Source organism: Psychrobacillus sp. INOP01, assembly GCF_018140925.1.
Taxonomy (GTDB): domain Bacteria; phylum Bacillota; class Bacilli; order Bacillales_A; family Planococcaceae; genus Psychrobacillus.
On the sequence record NZ_CP073315.1, the window covers coordinates 4,052,726 to 4,069,796 of the forward strand.

Here is a 17,071-nt window from a genome sequence, read left to right on the forward strand (position 1 = left end):
TTTATCCATAAGGGGAATTTATATGAATAATGATCTTGATTTTCAAGAAGTGATAACTGCTATTAAAGACAAGTATGAAGTAGATTTAGTGACATTAGCATTTATTCAACCAGCGCAATTGGAATATGTGCTGACATGGCAGTTTGCTATTGGAAATATAAACAATCGACTGAAAAGAATTGTTCTACAATCCGGTAAAGGGGTTGCAGGTCAAGTTTTTAAGTCTGGAAAACCTATGCTTGTCCGAAATGTCCTCACTGAATTTCCTTCGAAAGATTTATTTAATTACCCAATAATTGTTTCAGAAAAGATTAAAAGTTTTTGTGCTCTGCCACTTTATAAAAAAAATAAAGTTCAAGGTGTAATATTATTAGGGTATAGAGAAGAGAATAAAATGACAAATGAGTTATTTGAACGAATAATTTATAATATTCATAAGGATTTTCCAAAATATTACGGTAAGGAGATGGCTAAGAATTGACAAATAATTTGCATTCAGATTTAGTTGATAGCTTAATAGGAATGTACGAAAACAGTTCTGAAGGCTTCTTCTTTTTTAATAAAGACAATAAATTATTACATTTAAATCCTATTGCGAAAGAAATTTTAGATACTGATGCGATAAATGCAATGTTAGAAGGTCAAGAAAGGTCTCTTTGCCAAACTTGTAAGGGGTATACGAATACAACAGAGTTAGTTTCCTGTGAAAATTGCTATTTCACCAATCCAGAACAAGATTTCAGTTCCTTTCAGGTATATTTAGATACAAAAGATAAAGGGGTTCTTCCCTATGTAGCAAGTTTTCATACTATTGATAGTGAAAAAGGAACAAAAGTACTTATATTAAGAAATTTAACCAAGTTACTTGAAACAAGAGAATTATTATTTAAAAATACAACGATTAAACAAATAATAAAAGCACAAGAGGACGAGCGCAAAAGGATTTCTCGAGAATTACATGATAGTGTAGCACAGGAAATATTAAGTTCATTAGTAGATTTAAGAGTTATGAAATATTTGAAAAGTCCTGAGGACGTTTCACAGAAGGTTCAACATATAGAAGCATCCTTAACTAGACTGCTAGATGAAATTAGGAATTTGTCTGTAGAATTAAGACCTTCCTCATTAGATGATTTAGGAATAGAAGCAGCTCTAAGATCACACTTTAAGTGGATTGAAAAAAACTATGGTCTAATTGTTCATTATACTTCTGAAATCAAAGGGAAACGTTTTCTTAGTGAAATAGAAACGGTTGTCTATCGAATATGCCAGGAATCCATTTTAAACGCACTAAAATATGCAGATGTAGACGAGGTCATGGTCGAACTGTATGAGAAAGATGATAATTTAATGCTTAGAATAGTAGATGAGGGTATTGGCTTTGATACTACAAAAAGAGTGATAAAAGGTACAGGTTTAGGGTTGTTTGGTATGAAGGAAAGGGCAGAACTTGTAGGTGGTAAATTATCTATTATGTCTTCAAAGGATAAGGGCACTGAAGTTCTTCTATATATTCCACTAAAGGAGCGTTAAATGGATGAAAATTGTTATTGCAGATGACCATGCAGTTGTACGAAGTGGGTTTTCGATGATATTAAACTATCAAGAAGATATGGAAGTTGTAGCGACTGCGGCCGACGGAATAGAAGCACATTTGATGGTTGCTAAGCATCAACCAGATATACTTCTCCTTGACTTAAGTATGCCACCTGGAGAGAGTGGGTTAATAGCAACTGGTAAAATTAGTGAAGATTTTCCGAACACAAAAATACTTGTTTTAACAATGTACGACGATCAAGAGTATATGTTCCATGTGTTGAAAAGTGGTGCTTCTGGATACATATTAAAAAATGCACCAGATGAGGAACTTTTGAGTGCCATACGTATGGTTTATAAAGGTGGAACCTATATACACCCCAAAATGGCAACTTCTCTCGTAAAAGAATTCATAAAGAAAGATCAAAATATTATAGACGACGATCCATTTAGTGTTCTTTCCAAAAGAGAAATAGAGATTTTACCGTTAGTTGCAAAAGGGTATGGCAATAAAGATATTGCAGCAAAACTGTTTATATCTGTAAAAACCGTAGAAGCACATAAAGCAAAAATAATGGAAAAACTAAATTTAAAAAGTCGTCCAGAGATAGTTGAGTATGCGTTGAAAAAGAAATTATTAGAATTTTAAAAAGTGAGGTCTTTAATAATGGTTAATACTAATTTCCAAAGTCCCGTTCCCGCTATGAGAATTTTAGAAAACGAACACCAATATTTAATGCACTTGATGAATGAATGGCATACTATCGTTCTAAACTTTGAAAATGATATTTACGAGGAAATAGAAGCTCGTTCAGAGTTTAAGAGTTTGCGAAAGTTGTTAATAGATTTTTTAGAGCCTCTTAAAAATCATACAGATAAAGAAGAAAAGTTCTTTTTTCCATTATTAGGACATTATATCGGTACAGAGCAAGGTCCTATTGTCACTATTGAAGCTGAGCATGAAGAAATTGATGCCTATATCGGTCACTTTTTACATCATACTCGGACAGGTGTGGATCAGTTGAGTCTAGATGATATGAAACAGATAGCAAAAGATGCAGGCGAAGCTTTTGAAGTGTTGATGGTTCATTTTGTAAAAGAAGAATCTGTATTATTTCCGATGACGGATAAAGTGATGAAAGCAGTAGATCAGGATAAGTTATTGGAACAACTGAATACGTTAATTGTGTAAAATAACTCATTTCACTCTATGGGTTATTTTTTTCTATTTAATATATTAAATGGATTATCGTGCTTCGAATCCGGTGTTCAAGGTACTTTAAAGAATTAAAACGATATCGCTGATTTCCTCTTCAGGTGGACGCGTTCCGCAGGGTGAGCGATGAACCATCACCGACGCTCCGTCTTCGCCTGTGATGGTTCATCTGTCTCACTCATCCTACTGGAGACGCCACCTTCTACTACAATCATTATAGGGAGTAGTACTCAGGTAATAAGATTTAGCATAGACAGTCACTAAGGTAATAGAATTTGTTTAAGTTAATGTAGTAATAATAACATCCTGTAATTGCTATGTTACAGGATAAAAGTATAAAAAATGCTCTGCAATAAGTGTTAATAGCATTTTCATGTTACTAAATTAAGGATGAAGAAGACAGTAGATATATTTTTATAATAGTGAAGATCTAGAGGAAGAGTAAGTGTTTACTCAATAAAGAAGGAGGGAGCGCCCGAAATAGTATCTTCGGGCGCTTATTCTATGAGTAGGAAGGTATTTTTTCTCTAGTTATCCAAATGCACTTACCTGTTTCTAAAAGTTGTAGGAGGGCGACGAACAGACGACCAGCATCTCCAAAAAAACAACCGGTAATAGGGTATAACAACAAGTCTGTTCAAACCACTTCGAAAATGATAGAAACAGGTTTTGACCTTAAAGGACCGGGCGTCTTTTTGGTTGGTTTTTCTTATTATTTAGGGAATACCCTTGGCTGTAAAGGGGAGTCCCCTATTAGAAACTATTTAAAATTTAGTTAAACTAATAGTAGGGAATCAATACGTGAATCATTCAATACCAAATAGAAAAGGTGATATGAATGATAAAGAAAGTCCAATTGCCGTTACAGACGATGAACTTAGTTTTAGGATTTATGATCTGGGTAATCATTTCTTCTTTACTTCCATTTATTAAAGAAGATATTGATATACCTGCAGACAAAATAGCTATTTTAACTGCTATACCTGTAGTATTAGGGTCAATATTGCGAATTCCACTTGGCTATTATGCGAATGTAATAGGTGCAAGACTCGTATTTCTAATTAGCTTTGTATTATTAATGTTCCCCGTATTTTATATCAGTGAAGCCTCTAGTTATATAGATTTAATGATTGGGGGATTATTTTTAGGAGTTGGGGGAGCGGTTTTTTCTGTAGGTGTTACATCATTACCAAAATATTATCCTAAAGAAAAGCATGGGTTTGTGAATGGTATATACGGTGCCGGTAATATTGGTACTGCGATATCAACATTTGCAGCTCCAATGATTGCAACTCAAATAGGTTGGTCTTTAACGATAAAATTATATTTAGTATTACTATTGATATTTATCGTTATTAATATCTTTTTAGGTGATAAACACGAAGTAAAAGTAAAAACACCAATTATTGAACAGATTAAAGGAGTTTGGAAAAATGATAAACTATGGTTTTTCTCATTATTCTATTTCATAACATTTGGCTCGTTTGTAGCGTTTACTGTTTATCTACCAAACTTTTTAGTAAGTAACTTCGAATTAGATAAAGTCGATGCTGGGTTAAGAACTGCTGGATTTATAGCTGTTGCAACAGTTTTTAGACCAGTTGGTGGATGGTTGGGAGATAAATTTCAACCGCTATTCCTTTTGATGGGTGTATTTTCGGTCTATACAATTGCTGCAATATTATTAGCTTTTTCACCTTCAATAATGCTATATACGATTGGATGTATAGTAATTGGTATTAGTGCAGGAATAGGAAATGGTGTAATTTTCAAGCTGGTACCATTCTATTTCAACAAACAAGCAGGTATTGCTAACGGTATTGTTTCTATGATGGGTGGTCTAGGAGGCTTTTTCCCACCACTCTTATTAGCTTCTATATTCTCGATAACTGGACAGTATTCAATTGGATTTATGCTCCTATCTTCTGTATCATTGGCAAGCTTGGTTTTAGTAGTATTCATGTACTATCAAGATAGATTAAAGCTAGCACAGGAAGTATTTAAATCAACTGGCCAAGGAATTATGGTAACAAATACAGCGGGTACAATAGTTACAGTAAACCCGTCATTCACACAACTGACAGGATTTAGTGAAGAGGAAGCTATAGGGCAAACTCCAAGAATTTTAAAATCTAAACGTCAGGAAAAAGCATTTTACGATGAAATGTGGGGAAGTATTCAAAAAAATGGAATGTGGCAAGGTGAAATTTGGAATCGTAGAAAAAATGGAGAAGAGTACTTGGAATGGTTGAATATTAGTGCAGTAAAAGATGAAACAGGCGAAGATGTCAGATATGTTGGAACCTTCACAGATATAACTGCACACCGGACCGAAGAGGGCAACCAATCGTAAAGATAGGGGGCCTTCCCCTATTTTAAAGAATAATAAAGTATATGGATTATGATGTTACAAAGCTTATCGCTATGATGATAAAATTAGTTTAAGTTAATGTAGTGATAATAAGGAAGTGTTTAAATGGATTCAAGATATTCAAGACAACTATTATTTAAAAAAATAGGAGCAACTGGTCAAAAACATTTAGGTAAAGCAGCTGTTGCAATTATCGGCTGTGGCGCACTTGGTTCAGCAATTGCAGAAACATTGGTAAGGGCAGGTGTTGGAACTATCCATATAGCCGATCGTGATTATGTGGAGTTATCTAATATTCAGAGACAACAACTATTTACAGAAGAAGATGCTGGGGAAATGCTTCCAAAAGTAGTTGCAGCTGAGAAAAGATTAAAATCGATAAACTCCAGTGTTGTTTTGCATACTTATTTACAAAATGTAGATCATTTGCTAATAGAATATTTAGTAACAAGAGTGGATGTAATTATAGATGCAACCGATAACTTTGAAACAAGACTATTAATCAATGACGCAGCATATAAGCATAATATTCCATGGATCTATGGAGCATGTGTTGGTAGCTCAGGAGTAGTTTTTCCCTTTATACCAGAACAAACAGCCTGTTTCAGATGCTTACTTCCAGTTTTACCCACAGTAAATGAAACGTGTGACACTGTTGGAATAATATCACCTGCAGTTCAAATTACAGCAGCAACACAATGTGCAGAAGTTCTTAAACTTTTAACAGGAAACCATGAAGCTGTTCGTACTAAGGTTCATCATTTTGACTGTTGGAATAATACTTTTTTAGATATTGGTATTTCAAAAGTGAAAAATGAAACATGTGAAACATGCAGTGAAAATGCGACTTTTCCATCACTAGAAAGAGATCATCAATCACAATATGCAGTGTTATGCGGAAGAGATGCAGTGCAAGTTTTACCAAGTCCAGATAGAAAAGTTACGTTGAAAGATGCAGAAAAATTAGCGAAAAATTTAAATGCATTCAAGAGAAGGACCCCTTACTTTGTAGAGTTTGAACGGGAACATTATAGAATGCTTTTGTTTGAAGATGGGAGATTATTAATACACGGCATTAAAGATGTAAACCTCGGAAGAAGATTGTATACAGAAATTTTTGGATGAATACATGGGGAGCTGGTTAGTTGTCAACTAAATTTACATTGAATCGTACATTACAAGCTGCGATTTTAACGATAAGCGATACAAGAACAGAGGAAACAGATAAAGGTGGTCATTTAATTTCTCAATTATTGGAGCAGGCATCTGTCGATGTAGTGGAGAAGTTAATATGTAAGGATGAAATAAGTGAAATTCAGACTATACTCAAAACTTGGACAAGTAATAACAAAATAGATGTCATTATTACAACTGGTGGGACAGGTATTGCGAAAAGAGACTGTACAATTGAAGCTATACTCCCAAGCTTTACAAAAGAAATTAGTGGTTTTGGAGAGTTATTTCGTTTTCTAAGTTTTACGGAGGATGTTGGAACTAAGGCAATGCTTAGTCGTGCAGTTGCTGGTGTAGTGAATGATAAAGCAGTTTTTGTTCTTCCAGGATCGGTCGGAGCTATCAAGTTAGCAATGACAAAGCTAATACTTCCAGAGCTAGAACATATTGTATTTGAATTAACGAAATAAAAACAAGAAACTATTAAATAGTTTCTCGTTGATAATCGCCATTTTTTCCGCCAGTTTTAGATAATAACATGGTAGACCCGATGATCATATCTTTTCCAGAAGCTTTACACATGTCATAAATGGTTAAAGCGGCTGCAGAAGCGGCAACTAGGGCTTCCATTTCGACACCGGTGGAACCTACTGTTTTTACTTCAGAGCGAATATTAATGACGTATGCTTCTTTAACAGACCATTCAAAAGTAATGTTAATCCCTGATAAGAAAATGGGATGACACATTGGTATTAAGGAAGAGGTATTTTTTGCAGCCATTATTCCTGCTACTTGTGCTACAGCAAATACATCTCCTTTTTTATTCGTTCCTTCAGTGATTTGGCTTTTGATAGATTCATTTACAGTTATGGAGGAAACGGCAATAGCTGTTCTAGTAGTTTCGTTTTTATCCGAAATATCTACCATCTTTGCGCGACCTTGTTCATTAAAGTGTGTGAGTTCTGACATTATTAACATCCTTTCAAATGGGATAAAGTGAAACTTCTATCAGTGGGGTTTTTCTTCATCACCCACTGATGGTTAGTTAAACCGGGATAAACAAATTATAGCATGTGTAGTAGAAGGAGTTGTTAAAAATGGTAGAAATCAGAAAACCAATACCTGTAAAGGATGCTATACAACGAGTAATGGAAAAGACTAGTTCCTTGCCCTTAGTCGAAATCTCTCTTTCTGATAGTTATGGTTATATTCTAGCAGAACCGATTATTGCGAAGCATGATGTGCCATCATTTAATAATTCACCGTATGATGGATTTGCGATTCGATCCGATGATTCTATCGGTGCAAGTGGAAATAATCGTATTCGCTTTCAAGTAAAAGATTATATAGGTGCTGGACAAGTTTCTAATCATACTCTAGGTAAATTAGAGGCAGTACGTATTATGACTGGTGCTCCTATTCCAAAAGGTGCAGATGCCGTTGTTATGCTTGAGCAAACAGTGGAAAGTGAAGAATCCTTTAATATTCGCAAGACATTTAAACCTTTTGAAAATGTCTCTTTACAGGGTGAAGACTCGAAAAAAGGCGAAACGTTGATCCCAGCTGGAACTTTTATACATCCAGGTACTATAGCACTTTTAGCGACGTTTGGTTATGCAAAAGTGAAAGTTAGAAAAAAACCTGTTGTTGGTATTCTTTGCACAGGGACTGAACTTCTAACGGTAGAAGATGAATTAGAACCAGGAAAAATACGAAATAGTAATGGACCGATGATTGAAGCTCAGTTAAAAAGACGGGGTATTGAATCTAGATATTATGGAATTCTTTCGGATGATTTAGATAGCTGTTATCAACTAGTGAAAACGGCGTTGGAAGAAACTGACTGTGTTATAACTACAGGTGGGGTTTCTGTAGGTGATTTTGATCATTTACCAGAGATTTATCGTAGACTACAGGCGGAAGTATTATTTAACAAGGTAGCGATGCGACCTGGTAGCGTGACAACTGCAGCATTTGCAAATGGTAAATTACTGTTTGGACTTTCGGGTAACCCTTCTGCTTGCTTTACGGGGTATGAATTGTTTGCAAAACCAGCTATTGAAAATATGATGCTAAATAATTCTCCCTATACTACTCATACAAAGGCAAAATTAACAGAGGACTTTTTAAAGCCTAATCCGTTCACAAGATTTGTTCGAAGTGTGTACAGGTTTGAAGGGAATGATGCAATTATAACTCCCGCAGGCTTTAACAAATCTAACGCAGTGTCGTCTATTGCTAGAGGAAATGCATTGATGGTACTACCAGGTGGATCACGTAATTTTGTAGCTGGTGATCTAGTGGATGTTCTTTTGTTGGGTAATGAAAACGGTGTGCCTTCATGGAATCTGTGAGTATTTTACAAGTTGTAGGGTATAAAAATAGTAGAAAGACAACTTTAATCGAAAATTGGGTAAAGGAAATCGTTGCAATAGAAAAAGAGGTTGCTGTTATTAAGCATCATGGACATGCTAGTGGTCTAGACCTTCCAAGCAATGAGACAGATAGTATGAAAATTTTTCATTCTGGAGCCACTTGCTCGATTGCAGTTGATGATCAAACGATTCAAATGCATCAATTAAAGAAGGAATGGAAGCTTGAGCAATTACTACAATTAGTAAAAATCAGTGAACCTGAGGTTATTTTCATCGAAGGATACAAACAAGAACATTATCATAAAGTAGTTATTTTAAAAGATTCAAAGGATTGGGAAACACTTCAGCATCTAAAGAATATCGTTTGTGTAATCGTACATGGTGACCTGGAAATAGAAAATTATCCAATGATACATATAGAAAATACAGTTCTATTAAAAGAATGGTTAATAGATTGGATTGGTGGAGATAAGCTTGAAACTATTTGAAATCGTTGAAACAGAAATTGACCCAGAAACTTATAGAAAAGCAGTGCTACATGCATCTGCTGGAGCAGTAACCGTATTTACGGGTCATGTACGGGAATGGACAAAGGGAGTAAGAACTATTTACTTGGCTTATGAGGCATATATACCGATGGCTGAAAAAAAACTTACTCAAATTGGGAAAGAAATTGAAGAACAGTGGCCCAATACAAAAGTTGCTATAGCACATCGAATAGGGAAATTAGAAATATCAGATATTGCAGTTGTTATCGCAGTTTCATCTCCTCACCGAAAAGTCGCATATGAGGCAAATGAATATGCAATTGAGCGAATAAAAGAAATTGTGCCAATATGGAAGAAAGAAATTTGGGAGAATGGTCAGGAATGGATAGGAGACCAAAAACAGAAGCCAGTAGTGGAAGGAGAATTAAAATGATTACGGTATTGTATTTTGCAGGTTTGAAGGAAAAGACCGGCACAGATAAAGAAGAGTTTGTGTTTTCAGGAAAAACAGTAAAACAATTATTAGAGGAACTTCAGCGTAAATATGAAGGATTGGCAGATGGAATAATTCAAGTAGCTATCAATGAGGAATACGCTTTACTAGACGATATTATTCATGAGAGAGATACGATTGCATTAATCCCACCAGTTAGTGGCGGTTGATGAAGACTGTTGGGATTTTACTTGCAGGAGGAAGGTCTAGGAGATTTGGTTCACCCAAAGCATTCGCAACATGGAATAATCGGTATTTCTATGAGTGGTCCTATGCAGCATTAGAAAGTGTATGTGATGATGTGGTAGTTATTACGAGAGAAGAATTAATTCCGTTATTTCCAAGTAGTCTATTCATATTAACAGACGAACAGAGTTTTCAAGGATTAGGACCTTTGGCTGGTATATATACTGCTATGAACAGATTAAAAGGAGATCAATATATAGTACTACCATGTGATATGCCTTTTATTACAGAAGAGGTGTTAAAAAATTTAGTACGTTTCCCTTTAAATGAAGATATTAAAGCAGTAAAGCAAGAAGAAATATTTCATCCACTTGTAAGTATATGGAATAGTAGTTTAAAAGAAAAACTTTACCAAAGTTTAATAGCTGAAAAATTAGGTGTCATGCAATTTTTATCAACTGTCGGTACAGAATGGATACAAGCAAATCAGATTAGTGAGGAACCAGCTATCGTTTTCCAAAATATAAATAAACCTCTATGAAAAGGAAGTGAAATGTATGTCGGTTAATATATTGCGAGATCAATTAGATAGACCAATGAGAGATCTGCGAATTTCAGTAACCGATCGCTGTAATTTCCGTTGTTCATATTGTATGCCTAAAGAAATTTTCGGTGATGATTATGTATTTTTACCTCGTGAAGAATTATTAACGTTTGAAGAAATGGAAAGATTGGCAAAAATATTTGAGAGTTTTGGTGTAAAAAAAATCCGCTTAACAGGTGGAGAGCCGTTAATGCGGAGAAATATAGATGAACTTGTTAAAAAACTACTCAGTATGGACAATATTAAAGACGTTGGTCTAACTACAAACGGAGTATTATTGAAGCAATATGGTCAAAAATTGAAAGATGCTGGATTAACTAGACTTAATATAAGTCTAGATGCATTAGACGAAAACTTATTTGGAAATCTCAATGGAAGAGGGATTAAACCTTCCTTCATTTTAGAAAATATACAATTTGCAAAAAAACTTGGCTTTGAAATTAAAGTAAATATGGTCGTCCAAAAAAATGTGAACGATCAAGAAATAATTCCAATGGCTAAGTATTTTAAAGAACAAGGAATTACACTCCGCTTTATTGAATTTATGGACGTCGGGAATGATAATGCCTGGAGTTTTGAAAAAGTAGTAACAAAGAAACAAATTTTAATGATGTTGCAGCAAGAATTCGATTTAGATCCTGTAGATAAGGATTATTTTGGTGAAGTTGCAGAACGTTATCAATATGCAGGATCTGAATCTCAAGTAGGTTTTATCACATCTGTTTCAGAATCTTTTTGTTCGTCCTGTACAAGAGCAAGACTTTCATCGGATGGAAAGTTTTATACATGTTTATTTGCTACTAATGGATTTGACTTAAGAAAACTCATAAGAAATGGAGCTACAGATGATGAGTTAGCGGAAGCGATCAGAAATGTGTGGGAACGTAGAAAAGATCGATATTCTGATGAAAGAACGGAAGAAACTGCTAAAAATCGTACGAAAATAAATATGTCCTACATTGGGGGATAATTTAAAAGGAGCGGGAAAATGACTAAACCAGGACCAGCTTTGAAACAATTACATTCGCATCATGCTATTCATGAGGGTGGACTTTCAGGGGCAATACAAAAAACGAATAATTTTTTAGAATTATTGAAATCAGGAGAGTTAGAGGCAGCAAATTTAGCTGCGGATGACTTATTAGATTATTGGGAGACAAGAGTTATTAGCCATGCGGATGCTGAGGAATCAGGATTCTATCAAGAAAAAGTGGAAGAAAATCCAGCTCTAAGAGATGTTGTTATAAAACTAGAAAGAGACCATGATTTACTCCGGATTATCTCCAAAGACATAAAGGTAATTCGAAGCGAGCACGGACTAAATGAGGCCGTGATCCAGCGATTTTATGCACTTCTAACAGTCAATGAAATTCATAGTAGAGACGAGGAACGTCTATTATTTTAATAGAATTGTAACGAATTGAAAGAATAGTTCAATGTAAAGGAGCTAAACAAATGACTGGCAGAAATGACCCTTGTCCATGTAATAGTGGAAAAAAATATAAAGCTTGTTGTCTAAAGAATGAAAATATCATTTCAATAGACGAAGAAGTAGATAAAGAATTACAACAAGTGCTACAAAACTTTTTTCATGCTCACCCTACTAAAATGGAAACAAACGAAATTTATGAATGGATTGGTGACAGAGAGGAGTACTTATCGGACCGCTTCGAAAATGATAAAGTGAGTGCCATTATGGGAGATTGTTATTACTTCAATCATCGTGTAGATATTTGGCAAATGCATTTAGAACGAGAATCTGCCAAATCGAAAAGACCACGAGTTCAAACTGTTCTAGAAGGATGGATGAATCCAGAAGTAATTCTTGGAACTATTTCACAAATCCATAATAATAGAGCTGAAGTATTGGATGTATTTTCGAAAGAAAAAGTAGTAATTGAAATATCCAATCCATTCGAAGGTGGAGTGGGAGACTTTATTTTCGGATATTTTCTATTAGACTCCAGGCATCGCGAGCGATACTTTCAATTATTAAATTCGTTAATCGTATTCCCAGCGAAAAATGAATCATTAGTTGAACGTGTGAAGGTTTTGTATAACAGTAGTAAGTGTCATTCAGTCGCAGATTTTTATAAAAAATATATTATTGAATGTTATGTAATCTTAGGAGATAAAGAAACTGCCATCGAGGAGCTATTTAGCGAAGATGAGCTGGATGTTATTTCTATTTTACATAGTAGTTTAGTAGAAATGGATGTCAAAAGTGATAAGCTTATGTACATCTTTATCGAATTTATCCAAAGAAAAGGTATTCCAAAGAGTATTAAGAAACCTGCTGCGTTAGTGGCAGGAGCTTTGCAATTTGGTATGCTAAATTCAATCATACCATATATATGGACAAAAAAGGAAATCTCCACATTTTTAGAGGTATCACCTAGTACCGCGAACAAATATGAAGGATTATTCACAGATTTTTATGATGATGAAATTTCAAAAGAAGACCTAACTCAGAATACTGTTTTTGCGTTTGAAGCTGGAACAGATGCAAACCAAGTAGAGTTTTCAAACTGGAAAATGGGTATGCATCTCAGTAAAGTTTCTATTAAAAACGAGAAAGAGATGAGTAGATATATAGATATTTACAAAAACAAAGAATATAATCCCGAAGATAATAAAGAAGCATCACAAAAATATGCGTATGAAGCGTATATTTCAACCGATTTAATGGAAAGAGGGAGACTGGCTTCTATTGCTTATGCGCGTGATCCCCAGAACATTGATGCGATATTGTTAAAAGTAGATTATACAGAAGAAACAGATCAATCTGCTCTATTTGATGAAGCTATACGTATTGGTGAAAAGCAGTTTGATCCAAATTTTGAGTCCAATTGGGGTTATTTACCGAATAGACCTTATTTAAGAGCGATGTTCAAATACGGATTATGGTGTTTTGAACAGAAACAATTCAAAGAGGCGTTCAACCTATTCAATACAATACTACAAGTAAATCCATCTGATCATCAAGGCGTACGATATCCTGCAGCTGCAACATTAATCGCTTTAAACAGATTAGAGGAAGCAGAGAGCCTAATGAGTCATTACCAAGATTCAGATAATGCGTTTTTTAGCTGGTTCCGTTGGACAATAGAGAAAAAGAAAAGCTTCTTTTCCAAAGAAACACAGGATGCTTACGAATTGGCTATTGAGGATAATGCATATGTAGCGAACTATTATCGTATAAAAGCACCAGTTTTACCGTATCCAAATTCTATTGCTATTACTCCAGACAGTCCCGAAGAAGGGAAAGTAATTTGGACATTATTGCAGCCAATAATTTAGACCGATTGCAGAGCAATCGGTCTTTTTTCTAGTTAGACTTTGATAGTGTTCATAAAACTTGGGGGATTGATCGATTTGCCCCCCCAAAAATGGTGAATCGGTTGAATAACATGAAGAATCGGTCGAATATTACCTACAATCGGTTAAATATCACCATCAATCGGTTGAATTCCAAGATTAACGAATTACCTATTCATGATTTTATCGGACATAAATGTCTGTACTTCGTCTTCTGTGTATCCAAGCTCAGTAAGAATTTCTTTGTTATGCTGACCAAGCAGAGGAGCTGCGTGTCTGATTTGCCCGGGTGTTTCTGAGAATTTAGCTGGAAAACCAATTGTTTTCATCGCTCCTGCTACAGGATGCTCGTAATCTAATATCATTTCTCTCGATAGTATATGTTCATCATTCAACGTCTGATCATACGAATAAATAGGTCCAGAAGGGACGCCACCAGCATCTAATAACTCTAGCCAGTAGGAGGAGGGGTGTTCGCTTAATACTTCCTCTATTTCTATTTCAAGTTGACTAGCATTTTTTGCTCTAATACTATTTGTTAAAAATCGTTCGTCCGTTAGCCATTCTGGTTTATGGACAACGAGTAGGCAAAAATTTTCCCAAAGCTTCTGATTTCCTGCACCAATAAGGATAAATCCATCCTGTGTTTTATAGCCTTGATAGGGTGCAGAAACACGATGTGCTGTGCCATTTCTTTGGGGTACTTCACCTTTACCAAAATAGGCTGCTGCTTCCCACACAGTCCATGCTAGACCCGAATCTACTAGGGAGACGTCAATATATTGTCCTATGCCTTTTTTCAAACGATAAATATAGGCGGATAAAATAGATTGGATGGCTGTTTGTGCAGCTGCTATGTCATGTATTGCAATACCTACTTTGACAGGATTTCCAGCTTTTTCTCCAGTCATATCTATCAGTCCAGAAAGTCCTTGGGCCATAATATCATAGCCACCCTTATCTTTATATGGTCCTGTTTGACCATAACCGGAAATAGAACAATAGATCAAAGCCGGATTTATAGCTTTCAACGTATCATAATCAATTCTAAGTTTCTTCGTAACACCTGGACGATAATTTTCTATAAAAACATCCGCTTCTTTAATGAGTTTATAAAGTACCTCTAGACCTTGATCTGTCTTTAAATTCAGACATAACCCGCGTTTATTACGATTTACCATCATATACATATAGCTTTCTTCGTTTATATATGGCCCCATGCTTCTAGTGTCATCACCATTTGGATATTTTTCCACTTTAATAACGTCTGCACCCATATCTGCTAAAACCATCGTGCAATAGGGTCCAGCGAGAACCTGTGATAAATCAAGTACTTTCATACCTTTTAATGCTTGCTCCATCGTTTATACCACCTTATTTTTCCCTTAATCTTTAAATAGTTGAAGTTTCTTTACTTCTTCTAAATTACGAGCACCGCTCAATGAAATGGAAACTCGGGTCTCTTGTAAAAAGTTCTCTAAAACTCTTTCCACACCGCTTTCACCACCAGATGCTAACCCCCAAATTACAGGTCGCCCTATACAAACTGCAGTTGCTCCAAGTGCTAAAGCCTTTACTGCGTCAGAACCTCTTCTTATTCCACTATCGAATAAAACAGGAATTTGTCCATTTACTACTCGAACTACTTCTGGAAGGGCATCGATGCTCGCAATAACCCCATCTAATTGACGACCTCCATGATTAGAAACAATTATTCCGTCTATTCCTTTTTCGATTGCAAGTTTAGCGTCCTCAGGGTGAAGTATACCCTTTATTAGAATTGGTAAAGTTGTATGCTCACGTAACTCTGAAATGTTCGTCCAATTTAAAGTAGGATGGTATATATTTTCTATAATATTATTTACGATAGTTTCTTGAGAATGATCAACCAATGATGCCATAAATACTGGATCTGATGCATAGTTTCCTTGTCCGAAACCACGTTTTAATGGAGAGTATTGATTGCGAACGTCTTCCTCTCGCCAACCAAGCATCGTTGTATCGACTGTTAATACAATTGCTTCATAGCCTGCTGCTTCAGCTCTTTTTACCATACTAAAGGAGATTTCTTTATTTTGAGAGGACCAATATAATTGGAACCATTTTGAACTACCTTTTGTTTCAGCGGCAATTTCCTCTATAGAATAGCTGGACACCGTACTTTGAATATATGGAAATCTAAATTTTGCAGCTGCTTTGGAAACAGCTAATTCGCCGTCTTCATGGGCTATTTTATTCACACCAACAGGGGCAATGAAAAGGGGGTGGGGATATGTATGTCCTAAAATAGTTACCTCTGTATTTAAAGTAGATACATCCGTTAAAAAACGGGGAATGATGGAGTACTTTAAAAAGGAATCCGTATTTTTTCTGTAGGTTTCTTCACCACCAGCAGAAGAACGAATGTACCCGAAAGGACCGGGTTCTAATGTTTGCTTTGCGGCTTCTTCTAATTCGGCAAAATTAATCGGATATTGGATGTTCGCCTCGATATTTTTTAATAATAAATCATTAGTGGACATATGGAACACCTCTTAAGAGAAATTTGGTTTTCTTTTTTCTAAAAATGCTTGGATGCCTTCTTTATAGTCATCGGAGCTAAAGGATTCTAAGATAAGCTCCTCAATCTCTTTTGTTTCTTCGTTATCTCCATCAATAATTGCTTGGATTACTTGTTTAATACCATTATTGGCAACGGAAGACTTACGAATAATTTGACCAGCAAACTCCAGACATTTTTCCTCTAAAACTTCCATCGGATAAACATAGTCAATTAAGCCGATTTCTTTTCCTTCTTCGGCTGTAATTAGTTTTGCTGTATATAACAACTCTTTTGCTTTTGTAGGTCCGATGAGATTTACTAAACGTTTTGTACTAACAAGATTATAAATAATGCCTATGTTTGCAGCGGTTATGCCAAGTTTACTACCCGAAGATGCGAATCGGAAGTCGCAGGAATTAGCAAGTTCTAATCCACCACCAATGGCTAACGTCTTGATGAGTGCAATGGTAGGTTTAGGGAACCGATATAATTTTTCAATAGATTCAAGTGTAGCATCATTATAATCCTTTGCTTTTTGGGCAGAGAAGCGAATTTCTAGAAACTCAGTTATATCTGCACCAGAGGAGAATGCAGTTTCATCCGCTCCTTTAAGTATTAATAGTTTAACTTGATGATCTTTCTCCAGTTCATCCAATAATTCACCTAATTGTTTAAACATAGCGAGGGAGAATGAATTCTTCTTATCCGCTCGATTAAAGACAAGAGTCGCAATAGAACCATTGCGCTCTACATATAATAGATTTGTCAT

At 35.4% G+C, this 17,071-nt stretch carries 19 protein-coding genes; 15 read left to right on the top strand and 4 right to left on the bottom strand.

The window, feature by feature from the left end; all coding sequences use genetic code 11:
- The first annotated feature begins 22 nt into the window (after nucleotides 1-22).
- The 7 genes from KD050_RS19875 (at nucleotide 23) to KD050_RS19905 (ending at nucleotide 6,766) form a co-directional block, all read left to right on the top strand.
- The gene (locus KD050_RS19875; protein WP_211894024.1) at nucleotides 23-481 is read left to right on the top strand and encodes a GAF domain-containing protein; all 459 of its coding nucleotides are present in this window, start codon (nucleotides 23-25) and stop codon (nucleotides 479-481) included.
- Complete coding sequence (locus KD050_RS19880) at nucleotides 478-1,533, top strand: sensor histidine kinase (protein ID WP_370627148.1); 1,056 nt, start codon at nucleotides 478-480, stop codon at nucleotides 1,531-1,533. Before KD050_RS19875 ends, KD050_RS19880 begins: the two co-directional genes overlap by 4 nt.
- A 4-nt stretch (nucleotides 1,534-1,537) precedes the next feature.
- Nucleotides 1,538-2,185: a response regulator transcription factor gene (locus KD050_RS19885; protein WP_211894025.1), complete on the top strand. Its 648-nt coding sequence runs from the start codon at nucleotides 1,538-1,540 to the stop codon at nucleotides 2,183-2,185.
- An 18-nt stretch (nucleotides 2,186-2,203) separates the two neighbouring features.
- The gene (locus KD050_RS19890) at nucleotides 2,204-2,728 is read left to right on the top strand and encodes a hemerythrin domain-containing protein (protein WP_211894026.1); all 525 of its coding nucleotides are present in this window, start codon (nucleotides 2,204-2,206) and stop codon (nucleotides 2,726-2,728) included.
- 862 nt (nucleotides 2,729-3,590) lie between these two features.
- The gene (locus tag KD050_RS19895) at nucleotides 3,591-5,105 is read left to right on the top strand and encodes a nitrate/nitrite transporter (RefSeq protein WP_211894027.1); all 1,515 of its coding nucleotides are present in this window, start codon (nucleotides 3,591-3,593) and stop codon (nucleotides 5,103-5,105) included.
- A 123-nt stretch (nucleotides 5,106-5,228) separates the two neighbouring features.
- Entirely contained in the window at nucleotides 5,229-6,248 is a 1,020-nt protein-coding gene (locus KD050_RS19900) for a ThiF family adenylyltransferase (RefSeq protein WP_211894028.1), read from the top strand.
- Nucleotides 6,249-6,268: 20 nt separating this feature from the next.
- Entirely contained in the window at nucleotides 6,269-6,766 is a 498-nt protein-coding gene (locus KD050_RS19905; RefSeq protein ID WP_211894029.1) for a MogA/MoaB family molybdenum cofactor biosynthesis protein, read from the top strand.
- 13 nt (nucleotides 6,767-6,779) lie between these two features.
- Here KD050_RS19905 and moaC read toward each other — a convergent pair whose 3' ends face one another.
- The gene (moaC, locus tag KD050_RS19910; RefSeq protein WP_211894030.1) at nucleotides 6,780-7,265 is read right to left on the bottom strand and encodes a cyclic pyranopterin monophosphate synthase MoaC; all 486 of its coding nucleotides are present in this window, start codon (nucleotides 7,263-7,265) and stop codon (nucleotides 6,780-6,782) included.
- A gap of 128 nt (nucleotides 7,266-7,393) precedes the next feature.
- Here moaC and glp point away from each other — a divergent pair, with 128 nt between their 5' ends.
- The 8 genes from glp to KD050_RS19950 are packed head-to-tail and all read left to right on the top strand — an operon-like array spanning nucleotide 7,394 to nucleotide 13,742.
- Complete coding sequence (glp, locus tag KD050_RS19915) at nucleotides 7,394-8,650, top strand: molybdopterin molybdotransferase MoeA (RefSeq protein ID WP_211894031.1); 1,257 nt, start codon at nucleotides 7,394-7,396, stop codon at nucleotides 8,648-8,650.
- Nucleotides 8,638-9,159: a molybdopterin-guanine dinucleotide biosynthesis protein B gene (gene mobB, locus KD050_RS19920; protein ID WP_211894032.1), complete on the top strand. Its 522-nt coding sequence runs from the start codon at nucleotides 8,638-8,640 to the stop codon at nucleotides 9,157-9,159. Before glp ends, mobB begins: the two co-directional genes overlap by 13 nt.
- Nucleotides 9,146-9,592: a molybdenum cofactor biosynthesis protein MoaE gene (locus KD050_RS19925; protein WP_305080229.1), complete on the top strand. Its 447-nt coding sequence runs from the start codon at nucleotides 9,146-9,148 to the stop codon at nucleotides 9,590-9,592. Before mobB ends, KD050_RS19925 begins: the two co-directional genes overlap by 14 nt.
- Nucleotides 9,589-9,822, top strand: coding sequence for a molybdopterin converting factor subunit 1 (gene moaD, locus KD050_RS19930; protein ID WP_211894033.1), 234 nt, complete (start codon nucleotides 9,589-9,591; stop codon nucleotides 9,820-9,822). Before KD050_RS19925 ends, moaD begins: the two co-directional genes overlap by 4 nt.
- Entirely contained in the window at nucleotides 9,822-10,379 is a 558-nt protein-coding gene (locus KD050_RS19935) for a molybdenum cofactor guanylyltransferase (protein WP_211894034.1), read from the top strand. The genes moaD and KD050_RS19935 overlap by 1 nt, the downstream gene beginning before the upstream one ends.
- Nucleotides 10,380-10,395: 16 nt before the next feature.
- Nucleotides 10,396-11,412 (top strand): GTP 3',8-cyclase MoaA, encoded by a 1,017-nt coding sequence (gene moaA, locus KD050_RS19940; RefSeq protein WP_211894035.1) that lies wholly within the window; start codon nucleotides 10,396-10,398, stop codon nucleotides 11,410-11,412.
- A gap of 18 nt (nucleotides 11,413-11,430) precedes the next feature.
- Complete coding sequence (locus KD050_RS19945; protein WP_211894036.1) at nucleotides 11,431-11,847, top strand: hemerythrin domain-containing protein; 417 nt, start codon at nucleotides 11,431-11,433, stop codon at nucleotides 11,845-11,847.
- A gap of 50 nt (nucleotides 11,848-11,897) precedes the next feature.
- On the top strand, nucleotides 11,898-13,742 hold the full coding sequence (locus tag KD050_RS19950; RefSeq protein WP_211894037.1) for an SEC-C metal-binding domain-containing protein: 1,845 nt from the start codon (nucleotides 11,898-11,900) through the stop codon (nucleotides 13,740-13,742).
- Between the two features lie 185 nt (nucleotides 13,743-13,927).
- Here KD050_RS19950 and KD050_RS19955 read toward each other — a convergent pair whose 3' ends face one another.
- From KD050_RS19955 to KD050_RS19965, 3 genes are read right to left on the bottom strand one after another with little or no spacing between them, the layout of a single operon-like run.
- Nucleotides 13,928-15,121: a CaiB/BaiF CoA transferase family protein gene (locus tag KD050_RS19955; RefSeq protein ID WP_211894038.1), complete on the bottom strand. Its 1,194-nt coding sequence runs from the start codon at nucleotides 15,119-15,121 to the stop codon at nucleotides 13,928-13,930.
- A 24-nt stretch (nucleotides 15,122-15,145) separates the two neighbouring features.
- A complete protein-coding gene (locus KD050_RS19960; protein WP_211894039.1) occupies nucleotides 15,146-16,282 on the bottom strand; it encodes an alpha-hydroxy-acid oxidizing protein in 1,137 nt (378 codons plus the stop codon).
- Between the two features lie 12 nt (nucleotides 16,283-16,294).
- Entirely contained in the window at nucleotides 16,295-17,071 is a 777-nt protein-coding gene (locus tag KD050_RS19965; protein ID WP_211894040.1) for an enoyl-CoA hydratase/isomerase family protein, read from the bottom strand.